The following is a 21,851-nucleotide window of genomic DNA, read 5'->3' on the forward strand; positions in this document are numbered from 1 at the left end:
GTATTTGCGAGGAGGCATCCTTTTTTTGTCGTTTGTGACAACTCGCAACTCACGCAAAAAAGGCAATCGCGGCAACCAAAAATAAAAACAAAACAGGGAATCAACATGCAGAAAGGATCAAGCTGGCTACTGGTCGGCGTGCTCGGCACATCGGCAGCGACTTCTCAGGGCGCGACGCTGGAAGAGCGCATGGCCGCACTTGAAGCGCGTGCCAGCGCAGCGGAAAAGCGTGCGGCCACGGCCGAACAGCAGACTCAGGCACTTGCCCGGGAATTGCAGCAGATCAAATTCGCGACGCCTCCCTCACAGTCAGCCGCGGCTAACGCAACAGCCATTTCGGCGCCGGCTCTGGATACCCGACTGGCAAAACTCGAAGCCCGTCAGCAAAGCCTGGAAAAGGAGGGCAGTACTGGGAACCTCACCGATGGGTTCAGCTTCAACGGCTATGCGCGCTCCGGATTGCTGGTCGACGAGGGGCTGGGTGGCGGGCGTGGCGGCCCTTACACAACGCCGGCCGGCTCGGTGGGCGGGGCAGTCGGGCGACTCGGCAACGAGGACGACACCTACATGCGTATCGACCTGTCGAAAGAGCTCTATGCGCAAAACGGCACCCGTTCCAAATTCACCGTCTCCATCGCCGACGGTGTGGAAAGCTCCAATGACTGGACGGCCGACGAAAGCAAACTCAACGTACGCCAAGTATTCACAACGCTTGACCATGTCGCAGCGTTCAAAGGCAATTCAGTCTTCGAGAACGCCACGCTGTGGGCGGGCAAGCGGTTTGATAGAGATAATTTCGATATCCACTGGCTGGACTCGGACGTCGTTTACCTGGCCGGCACCGGCGGTGGAATTTACGATGTGCAGATGAACAAGGATTGGCGCTCCAATTACTCGTTGATTGGGCGTAGCTACGGAGATTTCAGTCAAGGCGGTATCAATGCCGACGTAGAAAGCTACATCCTGACCTCCAACCAGTTCTTTGAGGATGGCCAGTGGCAGTGGATGTACAACGCCATCGGCGCCAAGAAAAACGACTTCGGCACCCACACCAACAAGGCCGGTTTGACGCCTGCGGATAGCGGTTTGCACAGCATGCTGGCCAATCACCAGAAAACCTTTTTCGGCAGGGAAGGCTTCTTCAAAACGGCGCTGCTTTATGGGCAAGGTCTGGGGGCCGAGGTCAAGAACGTTGGCTCGGATGGTGAACTGATCGACGATGCCCGCGCGCTGCGTCTGGCGCTTTACGGTGAGACCCCGCTGACCTCTGACTGGCGCATCGGGCCCAGCTTGCTGGCCGAACAGAGCAAGGATCGATACGTCAAAGGTGACGACTACCGCTGGCTGACTCTGAACGTGCGCTTGGCCAACACAATCAACAGCAACTTCGAAATGGCCTACGAAATGAGCTGGCAAACCATGAACCTCGACCCCAAAGGCTATCTACAACGCAATGCGGTCGATGGTAACTTCTGGAAATTCACGGTCGCCCCGACATTCAAACTGGATGTTGGCGATCTCCTCACGCGTCCGGAGTTGCGAGTGTTCGCCAGCTACATGAACTGGTCTTCGGATCTGGACCGGTTCAGTACTAAAGACTCTTTTGGCATGTCCGACTTCCAGGCGGGAGGGGTGTGGCAATACGGTATACAGATGGAAACCTGGTTTTAATCGTTGAACGTACTTGCGATAGTGCAGAGCTGGAGCGGCGAAGGATGCTCCAGGCTGATGATGTCGTTTCTTCCCAGGATGGATGATTACCCAATGCTCAAGTTCAATGCTCATCTCGGTTTCCAGTTCAATGAATTGCCTTTTCTGCAGCGCATCGAAGCCGCCGCAGCCGCCGGTTTCCGGGCAGTTGAATTCCCCTCGCCGTATGAATTCGACGCCAGTCTGCTTGCCGACCATCTAGCCCAATACAGTTTGCCGTTGATTCAGTTCGCCGCCCCGGCTGGCGTGACCAAAGGCATCGCCGCGTTACAGGGCAGGGGAGAGGAGTTTCGTGACGGGTTGCTCCAGGCCGCCCGCTACGCAAAGACCTTGGCGTGTGCGATGTCCACATCATGTCGGGCGTTACCACGCAGAATGACGCTGAGCGAACCTACGCGGGCAACCTGGAATATGCGGTTAAGTACTTGGAGGACCAGGGGCTGCGGCCGCTGATCGAAGTGATCAGCGCGCAGGCGATGCCGGGCTATTACATGTCTGACTTCAGCAAGGCGCAACAGGTACTGGAGACCTTCCCGAGTGTCGGGCTGATTCTTGATCTTTACCATGCCCAGCTTTTGACCGGAGATGCAGCCGATGTGCTGGCGCGGTTTTATGACAGAACCGTGCACGTGCAAATTGCCGATTGCCCGGGTCGTCACGAGCCAGGAACGGGGAGTATCGACTTTGCTGCCTTGTTCGAGGCGCTGGAGCAACGCGGCTATGCCGGATGGATCGGGTGTGAATATCGTCCCTCTGACTCTACCGTTGCGAGTCTTGACTGGATCAAGCAGCTGAGTGCTTAGGTCCCAGGTGAAAATCTTTGAGTCGCTGATATGGGGACAATCGCCGCCATCAAAGGCAGAAGCCCTTGATGGCCGAGCGAGAAGAACTCATCGATATCGGCCTGACGTCGACGAGTAGGGGGGATTAAATGCCTGATGCGGTTTTTGTATGCAGAACTATTTTGTTCGGAGATTGTGATCCGGCAGGGGTGGTTTACACCCCGCGATTCTCATATTTTGCTGTAGAGGCCATTGGTGTAGCACTCGACAGATGGGTAGGGGGGCCGGGGCTTAGAGCGGTGATGAGTTTTAATATATTGCCGCCGGTGCGTGCGATGTCGATCGAGTTGCTGGCTCCGGTGACCTGGGATGACGAAATGACTATTAAAGTTGGCGTGGCGAGGTTGGGCGAGCACTCTTTTACTTTTTTGGTGGAGGGGTTTATCGGCGAAGGCGTGCTGGCATTTACCGCGAATGTCACACACGTATGTGTCTCACCGGAAAGTAAAGAAGTCGTTCCCATTCCAGCTCCGTTGCGAGCGCTTCTTTCATAGACGATCAGACGGATCTCAACAAACGATCGGGGGCTGTCGAGTGTCCGGTTGTGGCCAAAATCTACCGTTCCTCACCGGCAGTTATGGGGCAATTGCAGCGTTGGTGACTGGCAGCAATCGGCCAAAAGCGGACCATCGACACGCAGCTAATACGTCAGTAATGTGCAAAGTATTATTTCGCTTCCCCCCTTCTTGATGTCGCGTTTACAGACGCGATTTTTGATTGCTCAAGGGATTACGCATGAACATGGAATGTATGCAAAAAGCGGTTCGGCACTTAAAGATTGAATTTAAGGAGCAATAAAGTGGAAATCAGGATTGATATATTGGGTTCTCCAACAGAAAAGGATAAAGGAGTTCTGAATAATAGGTTTTCAGAATATCTTCGAATTCAATATCCAAATCTACCACCAGAATCAGAAGATAAAATATTTATGGTGGTTGCACACGATGAAGTGGGCGACTACATCGGTGCAATAAGTTGTAATTGTTACTGGGATGGCTTAGAGATTGACACCTTTTGGGTAAAGGAATCTCATCGCGGTAAAAAAGTAGGATCTATGCTTTTGGAGAAAGCAGAAGCGATTGGTGCCGACAATGGGGCAGTAGTTGCATTCTTAAAAACCGTTGATGCGAAACAGTTCTATGAGCGGCATGGGTATGAGATTTATGGTGTTCTTGAGGATCGCCCAATCGGAACTAACCTGTATCATTTAAAGAAACGGCTAGTAAAACATGCATAGCAACTGGTTCTAACCGGTCGCTTTGCTCACTGGGCCGGGCTAAAGCCCGCCCCTTAGCCAAATTCTGGTCAGCGTCTGCATTGAGTCGATTTCAGCCTCTCACGAAAGGCAGCAATCGGCCAGAAGCAGACGCTGGACAGGACAGCTGCCCAACCTCGGCTAGATTCTAATTCGATCTGCTAAATCGCCGTAATGCCGAGGTTTCGTTATCAGTCGCTGGCGGATGCAGATGTTTTGACGGAAAATTCGGTGCTTTAGATAGTAGTCGCCAAGGAACGGATATGGCATTGACCAGCAAGATCACTCCCTACAACCCCACTTGGCCCGCCCGCTTTCTGGCAGACAAACCACTCATCGCTTCGGCCTTTGGCAATAAACTGATTGCCATACACCACGTTGGAAGCACCTCTGTTCCAGGGCTCGCAGCGAAGCCCGAGATCGATGTGCTCATCGAGGTTCTCGATCATCGCAATGCCTCGGTGCGGGACGAGGTGTTGATGGGTTTGGGATATGTACGAGGAAGTGATTTATCGGAAGGGCATCATTTCTATCGGCGTAATGTGGATGGGATTCGTACGCACAAGCTCCACGCTTGTACCCGTGGCCACCTTACGATCACCCAGATGCTTGGGTTCAGAGATTTGCTTAGGCGCGATGCCTCGATCCGCCAGCAGTATGAGGCGCTGAAGTTTCAGTTGGAGTCGAGCAATATTGGTGGGATGGCTGAGTATCTGGAGAAAAAGTCTCCGTTTATTATCGCGGCGCTACTTCATGCCGGTATATCCATTCCTGAATGACCGATGGGTCGCTGAGTGACCCCGGAATCAAGTGTCCGCTTTTGGCCGATTGCTGCTGGTCGCGACCGTAGGTGATTGGTGCTAGATACGAAGAACCGCCTGAACTTGTATTAATTTCTTAGCCAGTTCAGCCAGAGCATTTCAGGGACTTCGGATCGAATGACATATTGGCCATACTTCGAGTGTCAGGTACTGGTTGCCATTCAGCAGTGGTGGAGTCAATTTCGCGCAGAGTCCATTGCTGGGGGCCGGACCAGGACAGTTCTATGTAGGGGCCTTCAAGTACTTCGTTCGCTATTAACATGTCGACTTCGTCGGCAGGTCCCGGGAGCATGCCTCCGACAGCAATGGGCACGCGCTGACGCAAAAGGCTGTTGAGCATGCTCAACAACTCGGCACGTGATGTGTAATACACTCTGTAATCCCCGACTTCTGTGTAGGCAAACACCAGGCTGCCGGAAACGGAGTCGACGGAGCTGATCAAAGTGAGATGTGTCGGTGGCAGGCCTAACCCCTTTGAATACCGTAGTTTGATAACTGCGCCCCTTTATGTAGTTCGCTTTATGAGCTCGACAAGCTTCGCGGCTTCATTGCGCAATTCATCGAATCTTTCGTTTAGCTCAACATGACCCGGCTTCCAGCAAGGGACGCCATTCTCATCACTTTGACCAAGAATGAGATCATTGAATGAGCCCATTCCACCATAGGCTGACTGTAGGTACTCAATTCCGGAGTAATCAGAATCCATTAAGCGTGCTCTTGCCTTACGCATCCACAGGCTCCAGTGAGTATCTCCATCGCTCTCAAGCATTGCTGCAAGCTGATCAAGAACGCAGATCAGCTCTTCGGTTTTAGGTCCCATTTCTTGACATCGTCCAAGGTGAATCACGGTATGGGAAGGAACCCCACCGCCGAGTATTTTTCGTCAGTCTCGCTACATAAGCTACTGTTTCGCAATCAGGTTGTCCAAGGGCCGCTTTTGGCCGATTGCCGTCCACGAGCACCAATTTTCGAGCAACCTATAAGTTACTCTCGATCAAAAGTGATCGCAGCGCTTTTGCTTACCTGTCAGATCCTCGATGATGCGCGTTGACCACTTCTATTAGTGGCTTCCCTTGAGTAACTAATTCACGCGCAGTGGCGCTTGGTATCTCCGTAAACGATACCTCCCAACCAAACACGCGATTGGCGCATTGCTACACAGCTCGCTAAGGTCATGATTCGTTTTTGATCCTGCCCGCAAACCGGGCGCAAAGACGTCACCATCACCTTCAGCGGAACCCACATGCGATATCGACGCCTCGACCTTAATCTGTTGGTTGCGCTCGACGCCTTGTTGAGCGAATGCAGTGTCAGCCGGGCGGCCGAGCGCCTGTGCCTGGGACAGTCAGCGACCAGTTCGGCATTGGGCCGCCTGCGTGAACATTTCAACGACCCGTTACTGGTACAAGTGGGCCGCCGCCTGGAACCCACTGCGCTGGGTCTGGAGTTGCTGCCAAAAGTGCGTGCAGCGTTGGCGTTGACCCGGGAGATCGTCAACGCACCGCTGAACTTTGACCCGGCGAACTGCGACCGACACATCACTCTGGTAGCCTCCGATTACGTCGCCGATGTGCTGCTCCCTGCGGTCAGCCATGCATTGGCGCGTATCGCTCCGAATATTCGCTTGAGCCTGCGCGACATGCCTGTCCCGCGCGACGGTGATGTCGTCAGCGAAGCGCTGGATTATCGGCGCAGTGATTGCGTGATCGTGCCGCAACGACGGCTGAATCCGGCCTATCCCCATGTGCGGCTCATGACTGACCAGCTCTGTTGTATCGTCTGCGCGCAACAGCCACAGTTTGCCGAGCAACTGAGCATGGCTGACTATCGCGCGGCAGCGCATGTGGTGCGCGAGTTTGCCGACGGGCACAACCTGGCGATGGATGCCATGCACTTGCATGAACTCGGGATTGAGCGGCAAGTAGCGGTGACCGTTGAAAGCTTTGTGCTGATGCCGGAGTACATCGTTGGCACCGCGCGCATTGCCACGGTGTTTCAACGACAGGCGCAGCGCTTCGCCCAGCGTTATCCGTTGCGCGTCCATCCAGCACCGCTGGCGTTCCCCGAGGCTGTGCAAGTCTTGCAATGGCATCCCTATCAAGAACATGACCCGGCCATGCAGTGGTTTCGCGGCCTGCTCCTGGAACAGGCTGCGTTACTCGATCAACCCTCTGTCTGATCGCCGCTGTCGGCGACCAATCCGGCTTTGGCGATGGCCAGCAATGCGCAGCGTTCGTCGTTGTCCGAGGTATCGCCACTGATGCCGATGGCCCCGAGCACCACGCCATCGGCATTTCGAATCAGCACGCCGCCCGCCACGGGAATCACCTCGCCGCCGGTCAAACTGTTGATCGCATCGAAAAACGCCGGCATGGCTTGTGCGCGCCGCGCCAGTTCACGTCCGCCAAAACCCATGCCCAGGCAACCGCGTGCCTTGCCGGTGGCGATTTGCGTGCGCAGGAAAGTGGCGTCTTCGTCGCGCAAGATCGCCAACGGATGGGCGGCGGCATCCAGTACGGCAACGCCAAGCGGTTTGATCCCGGTTTCCCGAGCGATGCGGATGGCATCGCTGGCCATGTTCGTCGCAGTCAGTAAATCAAGTCGTTGCATGGCCTCAGTCCTCATACAGCCCACTTGCCCAGTTGAGCAACGCGGTCGCGGGTGTAAAGATCCGTCCATTTCAGCGAGTTGAAATCGGACACTTGCTTGGGGTTGTAGGGGCTGCGATCCATACGCACCGGTTGTCCGGCCTTGTAAACGGCCTTCAGGCGTGAACGATCCTGAAGGGTGCGGATGTCATCCAGTGGTGAGCCATCAAGCACGAGGAAGTCGGCCTGCTTGCCCACTTGCAGCGAGCCGAGGGTTTCACCGCGCGGCATACAGCGCGCACCGACAGCGGTCGCGGCGTATAACGCTTCGGCCGGGGTGAATCCGAGCCGGGTCACCAGCAGTTCCAGTTCACGGGCGTGCCATTCGCCGTAGGGCGTCACCGCAAAACCGCTGTCACTGCCGCAGGCGAACGGAACACCCGCCGCTTTGGCGCGTTTGAGTACCGCCGAACCGACCTCCAATGTGCGAGCACAATAACCGGCATAACCGGTGCTGATCGCCGGATCATGGGGCTGGCAGAAATCCACGGTGTTTTGCGGGAATGTCATGGTCGGGGCAAGGATGCTGCCGGCTTCAAGCAGCGCCTCGATGCACGCGTCGTCCATGTAAAAGGCGTGGAAAACCAGATCAACGCCGGCGCGCGCCGCGTACATCACGGCTTCGCGACCGTAGGCATGGGTGGCGACCTTGCAGCCCAGACGGTGTGCTTCCTCGACCATTTCGAAAGTCTCGTCGGCGGTGAAGGCCGCAATGATTTCGCCGTTGGGGCGGCGGTGCGTGCCGTCCATGGCGATCTTGATCAGGTCAACGCCATCCTTGGCCTGCTTGCGGATCTCCGCGAGGGCGTCGCTACGGCTGGTGACCAACTGCGCGGTGAAGTATTCCGGAGCGCCCACCCGACTCGGGAACCAGTCATTGAGACTCTGTCGGTTGGTGATGACGCGGCTGCTGGCTGCGATCCTCGGACCTTCGAACAAACCTGCGGTCACCGCGTTGCGCACGGCGATGCTGAGCTGGCCGCTGTCGCCGGGGCAGACCATGCTGGTGACGCCGGCGGCCAGCACGTGTTGTGCGAAGAACATCCCGCGCAACGCGCGAAATTCGTCGCTGGTCCACAGATCAATGTCTTCTTCGCTTTGCGCGTTGCCGAAGGCCAGATGCGTGTGCACGTCGACCAGCCCTGGCATCACGAAATCATCCCCTGCATCCACCTGCGTATCGCCTGGCTTGGGGGCGGGTGCCAGCGCGGTAGGCCCGACGTAACTGAGCAGGCCGTTTTCGACGATCAATGTTTGTTGTTGGCGGGTTTGCAGTCCGGTGCCATCGAACAGGGTCTGGCATTTCAGGTGCAGGGCAGTCATGGCGTCTTCGCTATGTGATTGTTATGCAAAGAGAGGCTAGAGAGCAGGCGAGGGGACGACCAGCAGATTGCATCGATGGCTGCGCATTGATTGCGTCAATAGCTGCGCCGGGCTGAAGCCACCAACGAAAACGCCGGACAATCGAGAGATTGTCCGGCGTTTTTTTGTGCGTGTTTTTCAGTGATCAGGCGGTACGGCCGCCCAGAGTTTCGGCGATCCAGTCAGCAATGTAATGCCCGGCATTGATGCTGTTGTCGAAGCTCGAATGCTGCACGCCACCTTCACGTTCGGTGAAGACTTTCAGTTCACATTTGGGACTGTTGACCAGTTGTTCGTAGGTGCGATGCGCCCACTTCAACGGAATCTGCGAATCCTGTTCACCATGGGTCACCAGGAACGGCACCTTGATCCGGTCGAGCACGCCATCGAGGTGGACGTTTTCGGCGATGGTCATGAATTCTTCGACGTCCTTGGCGCCCCACACCCAGCAGACATGCGCCCAGTAATGCGGCACCGGGAAGCTGCCTTCTTTTTCCAATCGACGCTTTTGCACATCACGCCAGTCGTGGTTGGCGCCCCAGACGACGCCGCAGGCGAAGCGTGGTTCGAAGGCAACCGCGCGCGGGCAGTAATAACCGCCCAACGAGACACCTTCGAGGCCGATACGTTTGGCATCAACATCGCTTCGGGTTTCCAGCCAATCCACCACGCGACTGGCCCAGTGTTCACTGTCGAATCGTGCGGTCAGGCCATGCAGGCGCAGCGCTTCGCCAGTGCCGGGCTGGTCGATGATCAGCGAAGAGATGCCGCGTTTCGCCAGCCAGGCTGGCAGGCCCACGCGGTATTTCATTTCTTTGGTCGAGTCCAGACCGTTGACCTGCACCAGTATCGGCGCCGGACCCTCGACGCCTTCGGCGCGCACCAGCAAGCCGGAAAGATGTTTGCCCTCGTAGGGGATTTCCACCCGTTCACAGTTTTCACGCGACAGTTCGATGCCGCGCTTGAAGGTTTGCAGGAAGCGTTGATAGAGCTCGGTACGGCCCGGCGCGCCGTGGGCCTGCAGGCGCTCGCAGGTCAGATAGTAAGTGGCGGCGCGGTTGTATTTTTCGCCAGCCGAGAGCATCCGGCCATTGCCTTCGTCTTCCTCGGCCAGACCGCAGAGCTTGTCAGCCATTTTCGCCCAGGTTTCGCGAAAGGCGCGGGTGCCGGCCGCGTCCGGCTGCTTGGCCGCCTCTTGCAGTGGGGCGCACATCTCTTCGATTTCACCCATGCGGGCGCCCATTTCAATGGCCAGGTCGACAGAGAGATTCCAAACGTAGTTGGTCGGGAAATAGCGAAACATGATTATTGTTGTCCTTATGGTTGCCTTGGCATTCCCAAGGCACGTTAAGGATCACCCGGCTAATTGGCCAATCGTGACGGCGGATACGAGGTATCGCGAGATACGATGGGCACGTGTTGCAGATGCTGGATGGATTCGCTGATGCGTTCGCGCAGCCAGCGGTGCATCGGGTCGCCATCAACGCTGCGGTGCCACAACATGTACTCGCGCATGACTGGAATTTTCACCGGCGGCGGCAGGATGCGCAGCGGCAGATAGTGCGCGTAGAGGTTCGCCAGACGCTGGTGCATCGTGGCGATGCGCTGGGTGCCGACAATCAGTTGCGGCAGGGTATTGAAGTCGCTGGTGATCACTTCAATGCGCCGATTGAAGCCGTATTGATTCATGAACCATTCTTCGATGCTCATGTGCCGGGTACGGCCGAAGCCCACCGAGACATGGCCCATCTCCATGTACTGCTCAAGGGTCAGGGTGTCGCCGACTTGCGTATTGCCTTGCCACACCACGCACACGTGTTCTTCCTCGAACAGCAGGCGCGAAGGGTGGCCCTCAATGATGTAGCGCTCGGGAACAATCATCAGGTCGACTTCGCCACGCACCAGCAACTCGCCGGAATTGTCGCTGGGGCCAAGCATTTCGAAGGTGATGTTGGGTGCTTCCTGATGAATGTTCTGGATCACCTGGGCGAACAGCACGCTGATCAGATAGTCCGAGGTCACCAAGCGAAAATGACGTTTGCTGGTGGCCGGGTCGAACACCGGTTTGGCAGTGATTGAAGACTGGATCGTCAGCAGGACTTCTCGCACCGGTCTGGCCAGTTCCGTGGCGTAAGGCGTGGGCTGCATCTTGCGTCCGACCTGGACCAGCAACTCATCCTCGAAGTAGGTGCGCAAACGCGCGAGCACGCCGCTGGTGGCGGATTGGGTCATGTGCAGGCGTTCGGCAGCGCGGGTGATGTTCTGCTCTTCGAGCAACACATCGAGCGCGACCAGCAGGTTCAGATCCAGATGGTTGAAACGCATGGGCAGGTCCGTTTTTGTATTTATTTTCGCAATACATTCGAACGAATCCATCGACACGTCAACCTTCGTCGCAGGTATCGCGTTTGCCGATAGGTCGCATCCCGACTTGCGATTAGTCAGCTGTCAGCCCTTGCGCCAATCTTCGCCGCAGTCGGCCCTGCTGCCGACACCACCACCGGTTTCCAGTCAGGCCCGGCGCGCTGCAAGGCGTCCATGGCGACAGTCACCGGATCATAATTTCAATGGAGTGGTAAGCCATGAACATCATTGGCCTTGATGCCCTGATTTTTGGCGTCGATGACATTCAAGCCTGCACCGATTGCCTGCGCGACTACGGCCTTGCGCCGGTCGGCGTTGACAGCAACGGCGGGCGTTTCGAAGCGCTGGACGGCACCGCCGTGATTATCCGTCGAGCCGACGATCCTGATTTGCCGGCGGCGATCGGTCCGGCGCCGTCGATTCGCGAGACGGTCTACGGGGTCGGCGCGATCAGCGATCTGGATGCCATCGAAGATGAACTGGCCCGTGATCGTAGCGTCCGTCGTGATCAGCACGGCGTGCTGCACAGCGTCGACGACATGGGGTTCGCGATCGCTTTTCAGGTCAGCGTACGCAAGCCGTACAGCGCACCGGATGACCTGACCAACGCCGCCGGCCATGCGCCACAGCGGCCGCTTAACCAGCCGGGCATTACGCTCGATATGGGCGCTGTCCCGCGCACTTTGTCGCACGTGGTGTATTTCGTACCCGATGCAGCGAAAGCAGAAGCGTTCTACGCCGAGCGTCTGGGTTTTCGCACCACCGACACCTTCATTGGCGCCGGGCCGTTCATGCGCCCGGCCGGTTCTGATGATCACCATTGCCTGTTCATGATCCAGACCCCGCCGCACATGAAAGGCTGCGAACACTTCACCTTCCACATGGGCAGTGGCACCGAAGTGCTGCTGGCCGGGACGCGTTTCGAGCAAAAGGGCTGGACCAGTTTCTGGGGCCCGGGCCGTCACCTGTTTGGCTCCAACTGGTTCTGGTACTTCAACAGTCCGTTGGGCTGCCACATCGAATACGACGCCGACATGGACAAGCACGATGACGCCTGGGAGGCCCGTCGCGCGCCGCTGTCGGCGGATAACTCGCAGCTGTTCCTGTTCAGCGCCAAAGAAAAATGGGCTCCCGGTGGCCCGCCGCCAAAACTCGGTTGATGGCGGCGCTGATCATGAGCGCAATTTCGCAGCCACTGTGTCGGCTGGACGAATTGGAGGAGGGCTGGGCGCGCGGATTCGATCCGTTGGCGCAGGGACGCGACAGCGTGTTTGCCCTGCGTCATGACCATCAGGTGCGGGTCTATCGCAACCGTTGTCCGCATCTGGACGTGCGCCTGGAGTATCGCAAGGACAAGTTCCTGTCCGCCGATGGCCAGTTGATCGTCTGCTATGCCCACGGTGCGCAATTTCTGCCGGCGACAGGCGAGTGCATCTACGGCCCGTGTCTGGGCCAGACGCTGGAGGCGCTGCCGAGCTGCGAGAAGGACGGCTGGCTGCTGGTGCAAATGCCTGAAGGGTTGCCGCTGCCGGGATAAATCGAGGTATCGCGTACGGCGATACATCGCATCCTTACTCGCGATTAGTCAAATCCCTGCTTTGCCGGGAAGCTTCATCCAACGATGCCGTGCCCGACGCAGCATCGATCACAAGAATAAAAAGAGAGAACACCATGAGTGCAGTGAACAACGTTCTGATCGTGGGCGGTGGTATCGGCGGCTTGTGTGCGGCCATCGCCTTGCGGCGTAAAGGTATCGAGGTCGACCTGATCGAGCTCAAGTCCGAATGGACAGTCTATGGCGTCGGGATTATTCAGCAGAGCAACGTCGTTCGTGAAATGGCCAAGCTAGGCGTTCTCGACGGCTATCTCGATGCCGCTTATGCGTTTGAAGACGTCGCCATCTACGGCCCGGGCGGACAGCAACTGGCGCGCATCCCGGGTCAACGCCTCGCTGGCCCGCAATACCCCGCCAACGTCGGGATTTCCCGCTTGGCGCTGCATAAAGTCCTCAGTGAAACCGCCTTGCAACTCGGTGCCAACGTGCGTTTGGGCCTGAGTGTGGAAACGCTGGACGACAACGGCACAGAGGTCGACGTGTTGTTTACCGACGGTAATCGCGGCCACTACGACCTGGTGGTCGGTGCCGACGGACTGTTCTCGAAAGTGCGCAGCCTGGTCTTCGGCGATGCCTACACCCCGCGTTTCACTGGTCAGTCGGTGTGGCGCTACAACTTTCCCCGCGCGCCACAAATCGATCATCTGGCCAACTATCAAAGCGCTGACGGCAACGCCGGGCTGGTGCCGTTGGCCGGCGATTTGATGTACCTGTTTCTGACGTCTCACGAACCGTCCAATCCGTGGATGGATCCTGCCGATCTGGCCGCGCAGATGCGCCAGCGCCTGCAAGGCTTTACTGGGCTGATCGGCGAGCTGCGTGAGCAAATCACCGACAACAGCCAGGTCGTCTACAAGCCGATGGAAGTGGTGTTCGTTGATGAGCCATGGCATCGCGGACGCGTCCTGCTGATTGGCGATGCGGCCCACGCCACCACGCCGCATCTCGGTCAAGGCGCCGGCATGGCCATCGAAGACGCGATTGTGCTCAGCGAAGAACTGACTCGCGAGCAGTCCGCCGCCACCAGCGTCGAACAGCAGCTGCAGCGCTTCATGGCGCGGCGCTTCGAGCGTTGCAAATACATCAGCGAAAGCTCGGTGCTGGCCGGCGACAAGGAGATGCAGCACGACCGCGCCTTCGATCGTATTGGCCTGGTCAAGCAAATGCTCGCGCGCACTGCCGAGCCAATCTAAGCCCCACCTGCGACGCATCCACAGCAGTTACCACTATAAAAACAAGAGGTTAACGCGATGGTTAGTTCTACGACTGCGGCGCTCGCGCGTCGCCCGGTCTGCTCGTCTGCACCCTTTGGTTTGAGCGTTGCTGCGCTGCTGGTGCTGTGCAGCCAGGCCGCTCAGGCTTTCGACATCGATACTGGCAACCCGGATTTCAAGTTGCGCTGGGACAACACGGTCAAGTACAGCGCTGCCTGGCGCACGCAGAATCCGAACAGCAAATTGACCGAGGGTCAGGTAGCGCTCAATCAGGACGATGGTGATCGTGCGTTCAAAAAAGGCCTGATCTCCAATCGCACCGACATCCTCTCGGAGCTGGATCTGTCATTTAAGGACTTCGGCGCACGTTTGAGCGGTGCAGCGTGGTACGACAGCGAGTACCAGGGCAACAACGACAATAACGATCCGTCCCGTGCCAACGCACGTTCCGTGGGCTACGACGAGTTCACCGATGACACCCGTCATCTGCATGGTGGCGACGGTGAAATCCTCGACGCGTTCGTCTACTGGAACGGTGAACTGGCCGACCGCGCAACGTCGGTGCGCGCCGGCCGTCATGGTCTGATCTGGGGCGAGAGCCTGTTCTTCGGCGCCAACGGCATTGCCGGTGGTATGGCGCCGGTTGACGTGGTCAAGGCGCAGTCGGTGCCTAATACGCAGTTCAAGGAAATCACCCGTCCGGTCAATCAACTGTCTGGCACGTTCCAATTGACTGACGACGTATCGCTCGGCGCGTACTACCAACTCGAATGGGAAGAAACACGCTTGCCCGGCGCAGGCAGTTACTTCTCTACCAGCGACACCATCGGTGAAGGCAATGAACGCCTGATTGTCGGCGCACCGTTTCCGGCGTTTCTGGGTGGCAACGCCAGCAGCCCGGCGGCGTTTTTCCATGGCAAAGACAAAGATGCCAAGGATTCGGGGCAGGGTGGCCTGCAACTGAAATACAGCGCCGAGACCGTGGAGTACGGTCTCTATGCCATTCAGTACCACGACAAGACCCCCAAGCTGTACCTCAGACCTTCCACTGGCGCACCGAACTTCAGCACGGGCCAAATCGGCGATTACTACTGGGTTTATCCGGAAGACATCCGCGCGCTGGGCGCCAGTTTTTCCACCACGGTCGATGCCTACAGTTTTGCTGGTGAAGCCTCGATGCGCTGGAACATGCCGCTGGTGTCCAACGGCGTCACGGTGCTACCGGGGGTTGCTGCCGACAACGATGACGATGCGCTTTATGCCGTCGGGCGCACCGCGCACATCAACCTCAACGTGATCGCTTCGTTCGGGCCGAACTTCATTGCCAAGGAGTCCGGATTCGTCGGTGAGGTCGCCTGGAACCGTCTGCTCAGCGTCACGAAAAACCGTGCCGCACTAGACCCCAACGCCACCGATGACGGTCTCGGCTTCAAGATGGTTTACACCCCGACTTATCGGCAGTTTTTCCCCGGCGTGGATATCAGCATTCCGGTTGGCCTGAGCTATTTCCCGCTTGGCAAATCGGCAGTTGTCAGTTCGTTCGGCGCGGATAACGGCGGTGACATGAATATCGGTATTACCGCGACCTACCTCGACCGTGTGACCGCCGGCCTGACGTACACGCATTACTACGGCCCCGAGAACACCAACCTGAACGCGACCAGCCAATTCAATTTCCAGCAATCGCTGAAAGACCGGGATTACCTGGCTTTCTCCGTCAAGACCACGTTTTAAGAGGACTTGCGCATGACCTACAACAATAAAAATGCCGCGTTTACACTCAAAGCCTTGTGCTTTGCGTTGCTCGCAAGCCTGGCGGTATTGAGTCAAGGTGCCGCAGCAGCCACGGCTGACGAAGCGGCGAAGTTGAACAAGTCGCTGACGCCTTTCGGTGCCGAGCGCGCCGGCAATGCCGACGGCTCGATTCCGGCCTGGGATGGCGGCTACACCAAGGTCGATCCGGCCTTCAAGGAGGGCGGCAAGCGCAGCGATCCGTTTGCGGCCGACAAGCCGCTGTTCAGCATCACCTCGAAGAATCTTGCGCAATACGCCGCCAAGCTCAGCGATGGCACCAAGGAGATGTTCAAGCGTTTTCCCGATACCTATCGCATCGATGTCTATCCGACCCGTCGCTCGGCCGCTGCGCCGCAATGGGTGTATGACAACACCCTGAAAAATGCCACCCGCGCCAAGCTGGTCGAGAGCAGCGCTGGCCCGGTGCCCGAAGGTGCGTTTGGCGGTATTCCATTCCCGATTCCGCATAACGGCGCCGAAGCCATGTGGAACCACATCCTCAACTGGCGCGGCACGTCACTCGCCATGCACTTTCGCCATTACCTGATGACTGCAGACGGCAAACAGGTGATGACCACCGACGGCCAGGCGATCCAGGACATGCCTTATTACTACCAGGACGGCACGCCGGAAAGCTTCGCCGGTGATTACTGGCTGTTCCGCCTGCTTAACGTCGGCCCGCCGTTGCGTGCTGGCGAGCAGATCATGGGGCGCACCAATATCAACGGCGACAAGTCCCAGGCCCACGTCTATCTGACCGGCCAGCGCCGCGTGCGCAAGTTGCCGAATGCCTGCTGCGATACACCGACGCCGGCAACCGCCGGGGTGATGTCGTTCGATGAGTTGAGCGTGTTCCAGGGGCGCATCGATCGCTTCGACTGGAAACTGGTCGGCAAGCAGGAAATGTATATCCCCTACAACACCAACAAGGTCCTGACGGCCGGCAAACCGGAAGACCTGTTTCTGGCCCATCACATGAATCCTGATTACGTGCGCTGGGAGTTGCACCGCGTGTGGGTGGTAGACGCCGAACTCGCGCCGGGCAAGCGTCACCAACTGCCGAAGGGCCGCTACTACCTCGACGAAGACACCTGGCAAGCGATGCTCGGCGATCGCTGGGACGCCAACGGCCAACTCGCCAAAACCTTGTGGTCGCTGCCAGCAGTGCTGCCGGATCTGCCAGCGCAGGCGCAGCTGTCTTCGGGTTTCTACGACCTGACCTCCGGCGCCTGGTTTATCCAGAACGTCTACACCGGCCTGCCTGAGCAATACGGCATGGTCGATCGCTACAAGGCGTCGGAATTCTCGCCAGCGGCGATGGCGGGTGCCGGGGTTCGTTGAATCGGGCCGGATCGCCACACGCTGTGGCGATCCGGTTTCACAGGTGGTTTCGAGGTCGGTATGAACAGAATCTGTCAGGTGCTCGGGCGGTTGTTAGCGTTACTGGCGCTGCCTTGCGTATTACCCGTAAGCCAGGCTCAGGCTGCTGTTGTCGGTGATGTATTGCACACCCCGGCAATGCGCGCGCCACAGGCCCGGCAAGCGGTCTTGCTTGATCTGGCGCGGGCAGGTGCGCGGTTGGTGGCGGTCGGCGAACGCGGCATCGTCTTGCTCTCCGATGACAACGGTATCAATTGGCGGCAGGCGCAGGTGCCGGTCTCCGTCAGCCTTACGGCGGTGCAGTTTGTCGATGCCAACACCGGCTGGACGGTCGGCCATGCCGGTGCGGTGCTGGTCACCCACGACGGTGGCGAAAACTGGGTTTTGCAACTGGATGGCAACCGCGCTGCGATACTGGAGTTGGACGCCGCACGCGAGCAATTGCCGACAGCCACTGACCCCGATGCAGCGGCGGCACGTGTGCAAACTGCCGAACGGATGGTCAGCGAAGGCGCGGACAAACCGTTTCTGAGCCTCAAGTTCACCGATGCGCGTCACGGCCTGATCGTCGGCGCCTACGGCCTCGCGTTTACCACCGAGGACGGCGGCGTGAGCTGGCAGTCGCTGATGGGCCATATCGACAATCCGATGGGCGCGCACCTGTATGCCGTCGCGCAACACGACGAGCGTTGGTTCATCGCCGGCGAGCAAGGCTATGTGGCGCGTTCCGAGGACGGCGGACGATCCTTCGTCGCGCTCGACAGCCCGTACAGCGGCAGCTTTTTCGCCCTGCAAGTACGCGATGACGGCACGCTGCTGGCGGCAGGCCTGAAAGGCAACGCGTTCATTTCCACCGACGACGGCAACAGCTTCGTGCCCGCGCCCGTACCGATGCCGGTGTCCTTCAGTGATGCGATCCGCAGCGCTGACGGCCAGTTGTTGTTGGTCAATCAGGCGGGCGCAATGTTTCGCACCTCGGGTGATGTACCCACCCTAGAGCCTTTCGGCAAACCGCTGGGCAAACCGATTTCCAGTGTCGTGCAGGCCGCCGATGGCAGCCTGGTGCTGGCCGGTTTCACCGGGGTGACGCGCCTGGCGTCGCCCACTGCTACAGCTTCGGAGTGAGGTTATGAAACCATTCGACAACGCCACGGCCAGCCTGGCGAGTTTCGACCCGCGCTCCGGCTCGGTCGTGGAACGCACTTTGTTCAATCACCGGTTGTGGGTGTTGCTGGTGTGCCTGGTGACCACGCTTTTCCTGGGCTATCAGGCCACGCGTGTCGAGCTGAACGCCAGTTTTGAAAAGATGATTCCCACGCAACAACCTTACATCGCCAATTATCTGCAACATCAAAAGCAGCTCAGCGGTCTCGGCAACTCTCTGCGTATTGTCGTCGCCAATCGCCAGGGCGATATCTACGACGCTGAGTATCTGAAAACCTTGCAGGCCTTGAGCGACAAGCTTTACCTGCTGCCCGGCGTCGACCGTGCCTACATGAAGTCGCTGTGGACGCCAGCAACACGCTGGGTCGCAGTGACTGAAGACGGCCTCGATGGCGGTCCGGTGATTCCGGACGATTACGCCGGCACCCCGGCCAGTCTCGAGGCCTTGCGCCGCAACGTGCAGCGCTCCAACGAGCTCGGCCAACTGGTAGCGTTCGATCAAACCTCGAGCATCATTTACGTGCCGTTACTGGCGACGACTGCCGACGGCCAGGCGCTCAATTACTCGGTGCTGTCGGAGCAACTGGAGGCGTTGCGCAGTGAGTACCAGAACGACCGGATCGACATCCACATTACCGGTTTCGCGAAAAAGGTCGGCGACCTGATTGCCGGGCTCAAGCAGATCCTGCTGTTCTTCGCCGTAGCGATTCTGATCACCACCGCCGTGCTGTTCTGGTACACACGCTGCCTGCGCAGCACGTTGCTCGTGGTGTTCTGTTCGCTGGTGGCGGTGGTCTGGCAACTGGGTCTGTTGCCGTTGCTCGACTATCAACTGGATCCGTATTCGGTGCTGGTGCCGTTTCTGGTGTTCGCCATCGGCATGAGCCACGGCGCGCAGAAAATGAACGGCATCATGCAGGACATCGGTCGCGGCATGCACCGGGTCGTTGCCGCACGCTTCACCTTTCGCCGACTGTTTCTGGCCGGGCTCACGGCATTGCTCTGCGACGCGGTGGGTTTTGCCGTGCTGATGCTGATCAAGATCCAGGTGATTCAGGATCTGGCGGTGATCGCCAGTATCGGTGTGGCGGTGCTGATTTTCACCAACCTGATTCTGCTGCCGGTGTTGCTGTCCTATGTCGGCGTAACGCCGCGTGCGGCGCAACTTAGCCTGAAGAGCGAGCAGAACGACCAGACCGGCGCGCGGCGTCATGGTTTCTGGCGTTTTCTCGATCTGTTTACCCGACGTCGCTGGGCCAGCCTGTGCATTGCCATCAGCCTGGCGTTGGCGGCATTGGGCTTTGTGGTCAGCCTGCAATTGAAGATCGGTGATCTGGATGCCGGCGCACCGGAGTTGCGAGCTGACTCACGCTACAACCAGGACGATGCGTTTCTGACCCGGCATTACGGCGCCAGCAGTGATTTGTTCGCAGTGATGGTCAAGACTCCGGCCGGGCAGTGTGCGCGCTACGACATCCTCGCCAAGGTCGATGCGCTGGACTGGCAACTGCGCGCGCTGCCGGGGGTGGATTCGACCAATTCGCTGGCCTTGCTCAACCGCCGCATGCTGGTCGGCCTTAGCGAAGGCAGCGCCAAGTGGTACGAGCTGCAGAACAATCAGGCGATGCTCAACATGATCACCGCCAGTGCACCGCGTGGTTTGTACAACGAGGATTGCAGCCTGCTCACGCTGTACGCCTACCTCACCGACCACAAGGCTGAAACGCTGACGCGGCTGGTCGAGCACGTTGAGCAATTCGCCGCCGCCAATAACGACAAGGATGTGCAGTTCCTGCTGGCGGCGGGCAATGCCGGCATCGAGGCAGCGACCAATATCGTGGTCAAGCAGGCCAATCGCGAGATGCTGTTCTGGGTTTACGGAGCGGTGATAGTCCTGTGCCTGATCACCTTCCGCTCGTGGCGCGCCACGCTGTGCGCGGTGATTCCGCTGATGGTCACCTCGATCCTCTGTGAAGCATTGATGGTCTGGCTAAACATCGGCGTGAAGGTCGCGACGTTGCCGGTGATCGCGTTGGGTGTCGGCATTGGCGTCGACTATGCGTTGTACGTGATGAGCATCCTGCTCGGTCATCTGCGCCAGGGTGCGAGCCTGTCAGAAGCCTATTACCGCGCCCTGGTATCCACCGGCAAAGTGGTGATGCTCACTGGCATCACACTCGCCATTGGCGTGGCCACGTGGATCTTCTCGCCGATCAAATTCCAGGCTGACATGGGCGTACTGCTGGCGTTCATGTTCGTCTGGAACATGGTCGGCGCACTGGTGTTGTTGCCAGCGCTGGCGTACTTCCTGCTGCCTGCACGGCACACGAACACCGACGCAGAAACGCCGGCGGAGGCCATCAATCTGAGCCTGCCGTCGCGAGCCGTGGCGGTAGATGTTCTTCAATCGCGTCATCGGGAGACCTGTCATGGCCGTTGAGTCTTCATTGGAAAACAGCGGCCGTCGCGCTGGTTTGACGCAATCGTTGCTGTTGCTGCTCGGCAGCTGTCTGCCCGTGCTCGGCGCGGTATTGCTCGCACCGGTATTGCCGCGCATGCAGGCACATTTTGCCGAGGTCACGGGCAGCGCGGTGCTGGTGCCGATCGTATTGACCTTGCCGGCATTGATGATTGCAGTACTGGCGCCGTTTGCCGGGGTCATCGCCGATCGGCTCGGGCGCAAACCGCTGTTGTTGGCGAGCATGGCCCTGTACACGCTGTGCGGTGTGTTGCCGCTGTGGCTGGATTCGCTGCCAGCGATTGTCGCCAGCCGCGCCGGTATCGGTCTGGCAGAGGCGGGGATCATGACCTGTTGCACGACGCTGATGGGCGACTACTACAGCGGCGCACGCCGTGAACGCCTGTTTGCGTTGCAGATGGTCGCGACATCGCTGTCCGCTGCGGTGTTTATCGCGCTGGGCGGTTTCCTCGGCCAGGACGACTGGCGCACGCCGTTTGCGTTGTACGCAGTCGGGCTGATTTTCCTGCCGCTGATGGCGTGGAAACTCTGGGAACCGCAATCCCGCGTGGAGCCGTCAACAACGCTGCCGGTGCCAGCCCTGCGCGTTTTTCCGTGGCGCGCACTGACGCCCCTGTATGCGTTGTCGCTGCTCGCGGGCCTGAGCCTGTTCATCGTGCCGGTACAGGCCGGTTACTTGCTCAACTTGCTGCACGTGGATGCACCGCAGCAGATCGGCATGACCATGGGCGCCAATCAACTCGGCGTGCTCGCGGGGGCCTTGAGTTTTCGCTTGTTGAGCGGTGTGCGCAGCCAGCATGTGTTGCTGATTGCCTATGGCCTGGCCGGCATCGGCGGGCTGTTGATGGCCGCTGCCGGCAGCCACGCGCAAGTAGTGGTCGCGGTCTTGATCAACGGTCTGGGCATCGGCCTGATGTTGCCGACGTTGATCACCTGGATCATGGCGCAAGTCGGGTTTGCTCAGCGTGGGCGAGCGGCGGGGTGCTTCACCGCCGCGATTTTTGCCGGCGAGTTCATCAGCCCGCTGGTGGTACTCGCCATCACTTCCGGGGCTTCCACGGCGTTGCCTCAAGCCTTGGCCATGATCGGTTGGTTGCAACTGGTCGTGGCGCTGTTTTGTCTGTCCGTGCCGAGGCTCGGTGGACTGTTGACCCGCAGCCATGTCGGCGGTCATGACTCCATCGGCAACGGCCATTGAACGAG

At 58.6% G+C, this 21,851-nt stretch carries 18 protein-coding genes and 1 pseudogene; 14 read left to right on the forward strand and 5 right to left on the reverse strand.

From position 1 onward, the window contains the following. Positions 1–105: 105 nt before the first annotated feature. From ACI514_RS10540 to ACI514_RS10560, 5 genes and pseudogenes are all read left to right on the forward strand, one after another. Positions 106–1,671 carry a carbohydrate porin gene (locus tag ACI514_RS10540; RefSeq protein ID WP_405123744.1) on the forward strand — a complete coding sequence of 522 codons (1,566 nt, stop codon included), beginning with the start codon at positions 106–108 and terminating at the stop codon, positions 1,669–1,671. Positions 1,672–1,764: 93 nt separating this feature from the next. After that, positions 1,765–2,513, forward strand: a pseudogene (locus tag ACI514_RS10545) (hydroxypyruvate isomerase family protein). A 128-nt stretch (positions 2,514–2,641) separates the two neighbouring features. Continuing rightward, complete coding sequence (locus ACI514_RS10550; protein WP_405123745.1) at positions 2,642–3,046, forward strand: acyl-CoA thioesterase; 405 nt, start codon at positions 2,642–2,644, stop codon at positions 3,044–3,046. Positions 3,047–3,351: 305 nt separating this feature from the next. Beyond that, complete coding sequence (locus ACI514_RS10555) at positions 3,352–3,789, forward strand: GNAT family N-acetyltransferase (protein ID WP_218278926.1); 438 nt, start codon at positions 3,352–3,354, stop codon at positions 3,787–3,789. A gap of 281 nt (positions 3,790–4,070) precedes the next feature. Further along, positions 4,071–4,586 carry a GrpB family protein gene (locus tag ACI514_RS10560; RefSeq protein ID WP_405123746.1) on the forward strand — a complete coding sequence of 172 codons (516 nt, stop codon included), beginning with the start codon at positions 4,071–4,073 and terminating at the stop codon, positions 4,584–4,586. A 547-nt stretch (positions 4,587–5,133) separates the two neighbouring features. Here the strand turns inward: ACI514_RS10560 and ACI514_RS10565 are convergent. Next, the gene (locus tag ACI514_RS10565) at positions 5,134–5,448 is read right to left on the reverse strand and encodes a DUF6966 domain-containing protein (protein WP_108224652.1); all 315 of its coding nucleotides are present in this window, start codon (positions 5,446–5,448) and stop codon (positions 5,134–5,136) included. Between the two features lie 423 nt (positions 5,449–5,871). Here ACI514_RS10565 and ACI514_RS10570 point away from each other — a divergent pair, with 423 nt between their 5' ends. Further along, positions 5,872–6,807, forward strand: a complete 936-nt coding sequence (locus tag ACI514_RS10570; protein ID WP_405123747.1) for a LysR family transcriptional regulator — start codon at positions 5,872–5,874, stop codon at positions 6,805–6,807. Here the strand turns inward: ACI514_RS10570 and ACI514_RS10575 are convergent. The 4 genes from ACI514_RS10575 to ACI514_RS10590 all read right to left on the reverse strand — a co-directional run bounded on the left by ACI514_RS10575 (position 6,792) and on the right by ACI514_RS10590 (position 10,963). Next, on the reverse strand, positions 6,792–7,238 hold the full coding sequence (locus ACI514_RS10575) for a heme-binding protein (RefSeq protein ID WP_160057908.1): 447 nt from the start codon (positions 7,236–7,238) through the stop codon (positions 6,792–6,794). The two genes, ACI514_RS10570 and ACI514_RS10575, sit on opposite strands and share 16 nt — an antisense overlap. 11 nt (positions 7,239–7,249) lie before the next feature. Beyond that, positions 7,250–8,599, reverse strand: a complete 1,350-nt coding sequence (locus tag ACI514_RS10580; protein WP_405123748.1) for an amidohydrolase family protein — start codon at positions 8,597–8,599, stop codon at positions 7,250–7,252. A gap of 184 nt (positions 8,600–8,783) precedes the next feature. After that, positions 8,784–9,941, reverse strand: coding sequence for a S9 family peptidase (locus ACI514_RS10585; protein ID WP_160057906.1), 1,158 nt, complete (start codon positions 9,939–9,941; stop codon positions 8,784–8,786). Positions 9,942–10,000: 59 nt separating this feature from the next. Next, positions 10,001–10,963, reverse strand: a complete 963-nt coding sequence (locus tag ACI514_RS10590) for a LysR family transcriptional regulator (RefSeq protein ID WP_405123749.1) — start codon at positions 10,961–10,963, stop codon at positions 10,001–10,003. Positions 10,964–11,220: 257 nt separating this feature from the next. On the opposite strand from ACI514_RS10590, the gene ACI514_RS10595 reads away from it, so the two are divergent. The 8 genes from ACI514_RS10595 (at position 11,221) to ACI514_RS10630 (ending at position 21,846) form a co-directional block, all read left to right on the forward strand. Next, positions 11,221–12,162 carry a VOC family protein gene (locus ACI514_RS10595; RefSeq protein ID WP_116030334.1) on the forward strand — a complete coding sequence of 314 codons (942 nt, stop codon included), beginning with the start codon at positions 11,221–11,223 and terminating at the stop codon, positions 12,160–12,162. Between the two features lie 14 nt (positions 12,163–12,176). Then, positions 12,177–12,539, forward strand: coding sequence for a Rieske (2Fe-2S) protein (locus tag ACI514_RS10600; protein ID WP_405123750.1), 363 nt, complete (start codon positions 12,177–12,179; stop codon positions 12,537–12,539). Between the two features lie 134 nt (positions 12,540–12,673). Next, on the forward strand, positions 12,674–13,810 hold the full coding sequence (locus ACI514_RS10605) for an FAD-dependent oxidoreductase (protein ID WP_160057902.1): 1,137 nt from the start codon (positions 12,674–12,676) through the stop codon (positions 13,808–13,810). A 57-nt stretch (positions 13,811–13,867) separates the two neighbouring features. Further along, the gene (locus ACI514_RS10610) at positions 13,868–15,565 is read left to right on the forward strand and encodes a DUF1302 domain-containing protein (RefSeq protein WP_405123751.1); all 1,698 of its coding nucleotides are present in this window, start codon (positions 13,868–13,870) and stop codon (positions 15,563–15,565) included. Between the two features lie 12 nt (positions 15,566–15,577). Continuing rightward, positions 15,578–16,966: a DUF1329 domain-containing protein gene (locus ACI514_RS10615; protein ID WP_405123752.1), complete on the forward strand. Its 1,389-nt coding sequence runs from the start codon at positions 15,578–15,580 to the stop codon at positions 16,964–16,966. 60 nt (positions 16,967–17,026) lie between these two features. Further along, positions 17,027–18,130, forward strand: a complete 1,104-nt coding sequence (locus tag ACI514_RS10620; RefSeq protein WP_405123753.1) for a WD40/YVTN/BNR-like repeat-containing protein — start codon at positions 17,027–17,029, stop codon at positions 18,128–18,130. 4 nt (positions 18,131–18,134) lie between these two features. Beyond that, entirely contained in the window at positions 18,135–20,609 is a 2,475-nt protein-coding gene (locus ACI514_RS10625; protein WP_405123754.1) for an RND family transporter, read from the forward strand. Beyond that, positions 20,599–21,846, forward strand: a complete 1,248-nt coding sequence (locus ACI514_RS10630; protein ID WP_160057897.1) for an MFS transporter — start codon at positions 20,599–20,601, stop codon at positions 21,844–21,846. Before ACI514_RS10625 ends, ACI514_RS10630 begins: the two co-directional genes overlap by 11 nt. Positions 21,847–21,851 lie beyond the last annotated feature (5 nt).

Origin of the sequence: Pseudomonas sp. M20 (assembly GCF_045037865.1) — a bacterium.
GTDB lineage: Bacteria > Pseudomonadota > Gammaproteobacteria > Pseudomonadales > Pseudomonadaceae > Aquipseudomonas.